This window comes from Mycobacterium sp. (assembly GCF_040509115.1).
GTDB lineage: Bacteria > Actinomycetota > Actinomycetes > Mycobacteriales > Mycobacteriaceae > Mycobacterium.
This window is the reverse complement of the sequence record NZ_JBEVLO010000431.1, coordinates 1-7,782: the sequence shown is the minus strand read 5'-3', so window position 1 is coordinate 7,782 and position 7,782 is coordinate 1. Positions and strand designations below refer to the sequence as shown.

The 7,782-nt window shown below is 67.6% G+C and carries 11 protein-coding genes and 1 tRNA gene; 4 read left to right on the top strand and 8 right to left on the bottom strand.

The annotated features are described in order from the left end of the window. Positions 1-149: 149 nt before the first annotated feature. The 7 genes from ABW137_RS29700 to ABW137_RS29670 form a co-directional block, all read right to left on the bottom strand. Positions 150-222: transfer RNA gene (locus tag ABW137_RS29700), tRNA-Ala, on the bottom strand. A gap of 56 nt (positions 223-278) precedes the next feature. Next, positions 279-1,652: an MFS transporter gene (locus tag ABW137_RS29695; RefSeq protein WP_526405461.1), complete on the bottom strand. Its 1,374-nt coding sequence runs from the start codon at positions 1,650-1,652 to the stop codon at positions 279-281. A 27-nt stretch (positions 1,653-1,679) separates the two neighbouring features. Continuing rightward, complete coding sequence (gene pgm, locus ABW137_RS29690; protein WP_526405459.1) at positions 1,680-3,314, bottom strand: phosphoglucomutase (alpha-D-glucose-1,6-bisphosphate-dependent); 1,635 nt, start codon at positions 3,312-3,314, stop codon at positions 1,680-1,682. 55 nt (positions 3,315-3,369) lie between these two features. Next, the gene (locus ABW137_RS29685) at positions 3,370-3,738 is read right to left on the bottom strand and encodes a fluoride efflux transporter FluC (protein ID WP_526405457.1); all 369 of its coding nucleotides are present in this window, start codon (positions 3,736-3,738) and stop codon (positions 3,370-3,372) included. Beyond that, positions 3,735-4,250, bottom strand: coding sequence for a fluoride efflux transporter FluC (locus tag ABW137_RS29680; RefSeq protein WP_526405456.1), 516 nt, complete (start codon positions 4,248-4,250; stop codon positions 3,735-3,737). Before ABW137_RS29680 ends, ABW137_RS29685 begins: the two co-directional genes overlap by 4 nt. Beyond that, positions 4,247-5,110: an LLM class F420-dependent oxidoreductase gene (locus ABW137_RS29675; protein WP_526405454.1), complete on the bottom strand. Its 864-nt coding sequence runs from the start codon at positions 5,108-5,110 to the stop codon at positions 4,247-4,249. Before ABW137_RS29675 ends, ABW137_RS29680 begins: the two co-directional genes overlap by 4 nt. A gap of 12 nt (positions 5,111-5,122) precedes the next feature. Next, entirely contained in the window at positions 5,123-5,548 is a 426-nt protein-coding gene (locus ABW137_RS29670) for a hypothetical protein (RefSeq protein WP_526405452.1), read from the bottom strand. A gap of 35 nt (positions 5,549-5,583) precedes the next feature. On the opposite strand from ABW137_RS29670, the gene ABW137_RS29665 reads away from it, so the two are divergent. From ABW137_RS29665 to ABW137_RS29650, 4 genes are all read left to right on the top strand, one after another. Beyond that, positions 5,584-5,814 carry a hypothetical protein gene (locus tag ABW137_RS29665; RefSeq protein ID WP_526405451.1) on the top strand — a complete coding sequence of 77 codons (231 nt, stop codon included), beginning with the start codon at positions 5,584-5,586 and terminating at the stop codon, positions 5,812-5,814. Beyond that, positions 5,811-6,518 (top strand): hypothetical protein, encoded by a 708-nt coding sequence (locus ABW137_RS29660; protein WP_526405449.1) that lies wholly within the window; start codon positions 5,811-5,813, stop codon positions 6,516-6,518. The genes ABW137_RS29665 and ABW137_RS29660 overlap by 4 nt, the downstream gene beginning before the upstream one ends. Next, positions 6,515-7,054, top strand: a complete 540-nt coding sequence (locus ABW137_RS29655) for a hypothetical protein (RefSeq protein WP_526405447.1) — start codon at positions 6,515-6,517, stop codon at positions 7,052-7,054. Before ABW137_RS29660 ends, ABW137_RS29655 begins: the two co-directional genes overlap by 4 nt. Before the next feature lie 85 nt (positions 7,055-7,139). After that, entirely contained in the window at positions 7,140-7,640 is a 501-nt protein-coding gene (locus tag ABW137_RS29650) for a MarR family winged helix-turn-helix transcriptional regulator (protein ID WP_526405445.1), read from the top strand. An 8-nt stretch (positions 7,641-7,648) separates the two neighbouring features. On the opposite strand, the gene ABW137_RS29645 is transcribed toward ABW137_RS29650, so the two are convergent. Further along, on the bottom strand, positions 7,649-7,782 hold a 134-nt coding region (locus ABW137_RS29645), incomplete at its 5' end, for a DUF5078 domain-containing protein (protein WP_526405463.1).

The following is a 7,782-nucleotide window of genomic DNA, read 5'->3' as shown; positions in this document are numbered from 1 at the left end:
TCGAACGTTCGCCCCGGGTGCTGTCCGCTGGTGCCGACTGTGAGTCCACGTGACCAGGGTAAACCTGTCCGTGCTGTCCACGGCGTGCTGTCGAGCAACACGCCGAGTTGTTTTAAACCGCCTACCAGGCGTTTATCGCCGAAATTCTGTGGAGCTAAGGGGATTCGAACCCCTGACCCCCACACTGCCAGTGTGGTGCGCTACCAACTGCGCCATAGCCCCTCAAGTCGTGCTGGTCGACGGTACACCAACCTGTCCATCGGGTTCAAAACAACTGGTCAGGGCACCTCGCCACCGGTCTCTGGGCCCAGCGGGCGGGCCGGGGTGTGCTCGGTGCTGGTCGGTGGCCGCGTTTCCGGGGCGAAGAACCAGCCGATCGCCGCTGCCAGCAGGATCGCGCCGCTGATGATGAACGCGTACCCGTAGGTCAGGTGCTCGGCGATCTGCCCGACGGCCAGCGAGCCGAGGATGGCGCCGAAGTCCGACATCATCTGGAACGTGGCGACCGCGGTACCCCCGCGGGCCTTGCTGCCGATGATGTCGGCGACGGCAGCTTGCTGCGGCGAGATGAACATGCCGGTCGCTGCGCCCGTGACGTAGGCGGCCACCAGGAACAACGGCAGCGAGTCGGTGAAACCGACCAGCACCGTCGACGCCGCCGACACCGTCAGACCGACGATCATCAGGCGACGCCTGCCCACCCGGTCGGACAGCCGTCCGCTGGGGACCACCGCAGACACGTTCCCGATCGCGAAGGTCGCCAGCGCCAGCCCCGCCATTCCCGCGCTGCGGTGCAGCACCTCCACGACGAACAGCGGCACCAGCGCGATCCGCAACCCGAACGCCGACCAACCCGTCGCGAAGTTCGAGAAGAGCGCCGCGCGGTAGGCGGGGTTGCGCAGGGCCGTCCGCACCGTGATGGCGGCCTCCGTCTGCACGTCCACCGTCGCCACCGACGAGTGCCGCAGCCGCAGGAACACCACCGCCACGGCGATCAGCAGCGCGACGCCATAGATGACGAACGGCGCCGACAACCCCAGCCCAACGGTCAGGCTGCCCAGCACGGGCCCACCCACCGAGCCGACCAGGAACGCGCTGGAGAACAGCCCCGCCACGCGCCCGCGGGCATCTGACGGCGAGATCCGGATCATTAGGCCCAGCGACGAGACCGTGAACATGGCCGATCCAAGGCCACCGAGGGATCGGAAGAGCAGCAGCTGCCAGTAGGTCTGCGCGAAGGCGCAGGCGCCCGTGGACACCGCCACGATCACCAGACCGGTGAGGTAGATGCGCCGCTCCCCCAGCTTCTGCACTAGCACACCGCTGACCGGCGCCGCGCACAGTCGCATGAGCGCAAAGGCTGTGATGACGAACGTGGCGGCGGCGATGCTGACGCCGAAGTTACGCGCGTACTGCGGCAACACCGGCGCCACGACGCCGTACCCGAGGGCGATGACCGCGTTGGCCGTGACGAGAACCCAGACCTCGCTGGGTAGCTTCGGCTTGTCGGGACGTGTTCCCCGGGTCGCTGCGCTCCCACCCTCCGAACCTGTTTCCCGGGTCGCTGCGCTCCCACCCTCCGAACCTGTTTCCCGGGTCGCTGCGCTCCCACCCTCCGAAGCCGAACAGTCACCCTCCGCTACGGAACTCACTCACGCGACCCTATTGGATGCCCGAATTCAGGCGATCACCGCGTTCACGACGTCCTTCGCCGCCTGCTGCACCTCCGCGAGGTGTTCGGGTCCCTTGAAGGACTCCGCGTAGATCTTGTAGACGTCCTCGGTCCCGGACGGCCGCGCCGCGAACCACGCGTTCTCGGTCGTCACCTTCAGTCCGCCGAGTGCGGCGCCGTTGCCCGGTGCGGTCGTCAACTTCGCCGTGATGGGCTCGCCGGCGAGCTCGGTGGCCGACACCTGCTCGGGTGACAGCTTGGCCAACCGCGCCTTCTGCTCCCGGTTGGCCGGAGCGTCGATGCGGGCATACGTTGGTGCACCGTACTTCTCGGCCAGCTCGGCGTAACGCTGCGACGGCGACGAGCCCGTCACGGCCTGGATCTCCGAGGCCAGCAGCGCCAGGATGATGCCGTCCTTGTCCGTGGTCCACACCGATCCGTCGGTGCGCAGGAACGACGCCCCCGCGCTCTCCTCACCTCCGAAACCGATTGTGCCGCTGATCAACCCGTCTACGAACCACTTGAACCCGACGGGTACCTCGATCAGCTTGCGGCCAAGTCCTGCCACGACGCGGTCGATGATCGAGCTGCTCACCGCCGTCTTGCCGACGGCCGTCGACCCTGGCCAATTCGGCCGGTGGGAGTAGAGGTAGTCGATCGCGACCGCGAGGTAGTGATTGGGATTCATCAGGCCGCCGTCGGGGGTGACGATGCCGTGCCGGTCGGAGTCGGCGTCATTGCCCGTGGCGACCTGATATTCGCCGATCTTGCCGATCAGCGACGCCATCGCGTTCGGCGAACTGCAGTCCATCCGGATCTTGCCGTCGGTGTCCAGCGTCATGAAGCGCCAGGTGGCGTCGACCAGTGGGTTGACCACTTCGAGGTTCAGCTGGTGCCGTTCCGCGATCGCGGCCCAGTAGTCCACGCTGGCGCCACCGAGCGGGTCGGCGCCGATCCGGATGCCCTCGGCGCGAATGGCGTGCACGTCCACGACGTTGGGCAAGTCGTCGATGTACGCATTGAGATAGTCGTGTCGCTGGGCGATCTGAAGGGCCCGCGCCAGCGGAACCCGCTTCACGTCGGCCAGCCCGCCGCGCAGAATCTCGTTGGCGCGCTTGGCAATCACCCCCGTCGCGTCCGTGTCGGCGGGTCCGCCGTTGGGTGGGTTGTACTTGAACCCGCCGTCGCGCGGCGGGTTGTGCGACGGAGTGACGACGATCCCGTCGGCCAGGTCGGTGTCGCGGCCGCGGTTGAACTGCAGGATCGCATGGCTGACGGCGGGGGTCGGGGTGTACCGGTCGGCGCCGTCGATCATCGCCACCACGTCGTTGGCGGCCAGCACCTCCAGCGCGGACACCCAGGCCGGCTCCGAGAGGGCGTGCGTGTCGCGCCCGATGAACAGCGGGCCCGTGGTGCCCTGCGCGGCGCGGTACTCGACGATGGCCTGCGTGGTAGCCAGGATGTGTGCCTCGTTGAACGCGGTGTCCAGACTGGACCCGCGGTGCCCCGACGTCCCGAACGCCACTTGCTGATCGACGTTCTCCGGGTCGGGCACCAGGCTGTAGTAGGCGGTGACCACCTGGGCCACGTCGATGAGGTCTTCTGGGAGAGCCGGTTGTCCGGCACGGGGGTTGGCAGCCATGAATCTGATTCTGCTCCCTCACCGTGTGTTGCACGTCCCCGTCGCCAAGAATTCGTCAGCTGGCCCACGCCAGGGCGAGTCCGGCCCCACACGCGGCGACCGAGACGAAAAGCGAAACCAGCGCATTGGCCAACGCAAGCACGCGCCGATTCTGCTCGATCAATCGCACGGTCTCGAAGCTCGCGGTGCTGAAAGTCGTGTAGCCGCCGCAGAAACCCGTTCCGATGACGGTTTGCCAGAGGGGCGACTGACCATGGAAGATCACCACGCCCGCCAACCCCCCGAGCAGTAGCGAGCCGGTCACGTTGATGATCACGGTGGCCCACGGGAACGCCGTCCGCCATCTTTGCTTCACGGCTGAATCGAGCGCGAACCGGGTGACCGCCCCACTGGCCCCAGCGAGAAAGGTGATGAGCGGAATCACAGGGCCGCCCCCGAGCGCCGGATGCCCGACGCCGCCACGATGCCCAACCAGGCCATGGCGACGCCGCCCACCACACTTGCCACCCCGTACCCGATAGCGGTTGTCACGTATCCGTGCCGACCGAGCAGGACGACTTCCAACGCGAAGGTGCTGTAGGTGGTGAAGGCGCCACAGCCGCCGGTCCCGAGGCAGAGGCGGGACCGCTGCCGCCACCCGGAGTCGTCGCCGAGCCGCGCAAGGCCTTCCAGGAGGCAACCCAGCACGAACGAGCCCGTGAGGTTGATCAGGAAGGTCGCCCACGGCCACCCCGCCGCATCGTGGGGAAGCAGAGCCTCGACGAGATAGCGCAACGCCGTTCCGACGACGCCCCCCGCGAAGACCAACGCCAGGGCTGACGGACGCAGATGCAGGGACCCCCTCCGCGGGGCGCCTGCGTCGGGGTCGACCGGTAATTCGCCGTGCGAATCCGGGGCCGCCGTCCCGTCCTCGCGACCGTCGTCAGATCGCGTCACGCGCACCACCGACCGGCCAGCTCCGCCACCCACGCTTCGGCGTCGGCGGCGTCATCGGGTGGGCTCGCCACCAGCACCAATTCGTCGACCCCGAGGTCATCGAGCGCATCGACGTCGGACGATTGCGGATCCCGCAGCGCGACCGCCAGTCGCAACTCGCCGATGTCGCGGCCGGTCTGCTCGCACAACTGCCGAATCCTCCCCACGTGCCGCGCCGCCCCATCGGCCCCGTCGACGTTGAACCCGTACCAGCCGTCACCCCACGCCACGACCCGACGGAGCGCCGCGTCGCCGTTGCCGCCGACGACGATCGGGATGCGGCCGCCGCGCAGCGGCTTCGGGTTGACCCGAACGGCATCGAAGCCGACGAATTCGCCGGCGAAGGAGGCGACGTCGTCGCGCCACAGCGTCCGCATCGCCTCGACGTACTCGGTGGTCCGCGCCCCGCGCCGCTCGAAGGGCACGCCGAGCGCCTCGAACTCGTCCCGGGACCAGCCGATGCCGACACCCAAGGTCAACCGCCCGCCGGACAGCACGTCCAGTGAGGCGGCCTGCTTCGCCGTCGCCACGGCGTTGTGCTCGGGCAGGAGCAGCACGCCGGTGGCGATGCCGATGGTCGACGTCGCGGCGGCGGCGAAGCTGAGACCGATCATCGGATCCAGCCAATCCTCTTGGGCCGGAACGGCTATCCGGCCGTCGTCGGAGTAGGGATACCGCGACGAGGAATCGTCCACCATGACGACGTGCTCGCCGGACCACAACGTCGCGAAGCCGTGACGCTCCGCGGCGGCCGCGATCGCATCGATGACGTCACGGCGTGCACCGGACCCGATCCCGATCGCGTGCAATCCGAGCTGCATCGGGCCATGGTCTCATGCAGCGACCAGCAGGATGCCCGCCCACACCAGCGCTATCACCTTGGCGAGTTCCAGCGCCACATAGGCGAAGTGGGTCCGGGATCGCCGTGCCTCATCGCCTTCGAGGACGGCGTTGGTTCGTCTGGCCAGCAGTGGGCGGACGACGATCGTCTGCGTGAGCAGCGCACCGACCGCGACGAGCAGCACGACGTTGAGGGTCAGCGGCGTCTCGTTACTGAAGAGGGCGAACGCGATGACGACGGCGAAGACGTACTCGCACACGTTCAGCGCACGAAACACCAATCGGCCGATGCCAAGCCCAATGCTGAGCGTGACTCCCGGCGCGCGGAACTTCAGCGGAGCCTCGAGGAACGAGATCGCCAGCACCATCCCGAGCCAGGTGAACACCGCAGCCGCCGCCAGCCGACTCGACGCGTCCACGCCGGCAGCCTACGACAGGATGGGATCGTAAAGGGGTGACTGGTGAAACCGCAGCCTGCGATCCCCGCCGTGACTACGTGGCCGAGTTGCAACGCTGGACCGATGCGGGTGCCACCTGGCAGGTCGTCTCGTGGACGGCCTGCGGCGCGACGGTCGCTCTGTTGCGGTGCGACGGTGGCGAGGAAGTCGGCAGATTCACCTCGAACGACCCGCGCCTACTCGCCTTCGTCGAGCAGGGGCGCGACGAGACCGAACGTGAGGGGTGAACCCGACGGCCGACACGATCTACGCTGACGTCTCCGAATGGCAGGTGCCGGTCGACGACGACTACCCGCACCGCGTCCTGTGCATCCGCAGCAACGACGGCACTCACCGCGACGCGAACTGGACCACGAACTACCGGTGGTGCACGCGCCGGTGCGACCAGTCGGCGTTGGACTTCTTCATCGTCTACGTGGTGTGGCGCCGCAATTGGCGGCAAACCGTCGATACCCTCGAGGACATGGTCGGCAGGCCCCATCCCCGCATGGCCGTCATGCTCGACGTGGAAACCTGGGGCGGCCGGATCACCGGTGACCAGTCCGACGGAATCAACCGCTCCCACTCGGCGATCGGTGACTGGCTGGGTGACCGCCGACGCGTCATCGGCTACGGCACCGTTGGCGACCTGAATGCGTTGTGGCCGCGCAAGCCGGTCGGACTTCGTGTGGTCGTCGCGGCCTACGGGTCCAACCCCGACTACCCCGGCAAGGTGGCGCACCAGTACACCGACGACGGCGGCTACGGGAACGGCGATGGACCCGGTGTCACCCTGCCGAACGGAGCGCCGCCGTTCGGCAGATGCGACATGAACTCCGCCGATGGCCTGAGTCCTCCGCAGTTTGCCGCGGCCTGTGGCATCCAAGTCGGTTCGCCGACAACGATTCTCGCGGATGGATCGACATCTGGCGGCGACGAGCAACCGGCGTGAGGATCCCATTTCGACTGCTCGCGCAGGGCACCGTCGCGTCGGCCGCCGCTATCGGCGTGCTGTGCGCGTGCACCGCGACGTCCACCGACACCTCGGTAGCCGACCCTGCCGACGCCCCAGCTCGCAGCGCCGCCGCTCCAGGCCCGGCGACGACCACCTCGTCCGTCGCCGAACCCGCACCAGGACTGATCAATTGGTTCGATCTCGAGGTGGGCACCTGCCTCGCCGATCCGCCGCCCGTCGACCCCACCGTCATTAGCGTCGCCGTCGTCGATTGCGAGTCTCCGCATCTGGCAGAGGTCTACCTCCGGACGCCATTGGCCGTCAACACCGCACTCGCCGAGGTCGCCGATCGTGAGTGCGGCGCAGGCTTTCTGGCGTACACCGGACAGCCGATCGACGGGAGCCCGTTCACGACGACGTACCTGATCGACTCCAATCAGAACCGAACCGCGTCGAATCCGAACCCGAGCACCGTCATCTGCCTACTGCAATCCGCGGGCGGCGAGCCGCTCACCGACTCAGCCAGGCACTGAACCATAACGGCGCGCCGTGCGAGACGACGGTCACCATCTGCGCAAACCCCGCCACGATCGAATTAAGATAGCTAAGCTTATGATCGTGTCCGACGTTTGCGTCCACCCGGATGGCAGTGGCGAAATAGCCACTGCGCTATTGCAGACCTTCGCGCGGATGTTCGCGCAGATGCGCCGAAGCGACAAGGTCCGGATCGCTGCAGGCACGCTCACCTGGGCCCAACATGGGGTACTGAAGGCTCTCATGGAGGCCGACCACCCAATTCGCGTGAGCGACCTTGCCGCGCAGGAGAACATGGCCGTGCCCTCGATGACGATTGCTACCCGTCGGCTCGAGGAGCAGGGCCTTGTGGCCCGGATACCCGACCCGCACGACAACCGGGCGGTGTTGATCGCCACGACTGCCGAGGGCAAGGCCGCCTACGACGCGTCGGTGACCACCGCGCAGGACGCCCTTGCCGACCGACTCAAGACGTTCGACGACGACGAATGCCGCGCGTTGGTAGCGGCCCTGCCAGCCCTCCGACGCCTCGTCGAGATCGCAGCGGGTGCGAGTCCGCGTCTGGAACGCCTGGTCGGACAGTAACCGGTTGGCTAGCGGGCGACGGGCCAGTCCCAGACGGACATGTCGTCGGCGGGGTAGTTCATGCAGACGTCGGTGGCCTTGGCTGCGACGCCCTTGTTGTTGAAGAACACCTTGGCCCAGTTGCCCCAGCGGGTGGCGACCT

Excerpts from the sequence above, each read along its gene's own strand:
- pgm (WP_526405459.1), bottom strand. The coding sequence starts at position 3,314 with ATGGCTGCCAACCCCCGTGCCGGACAACCGGCTCTCCCAGAAGACCTC.
- ABW137_RS29675 (WP_526405454.1), bottom strand. The coding sequence starts at position 5,110 with ATGCAGCTCGGATTGCACGCGATCGGGATCGGGTCCGGTGCACGCCGT.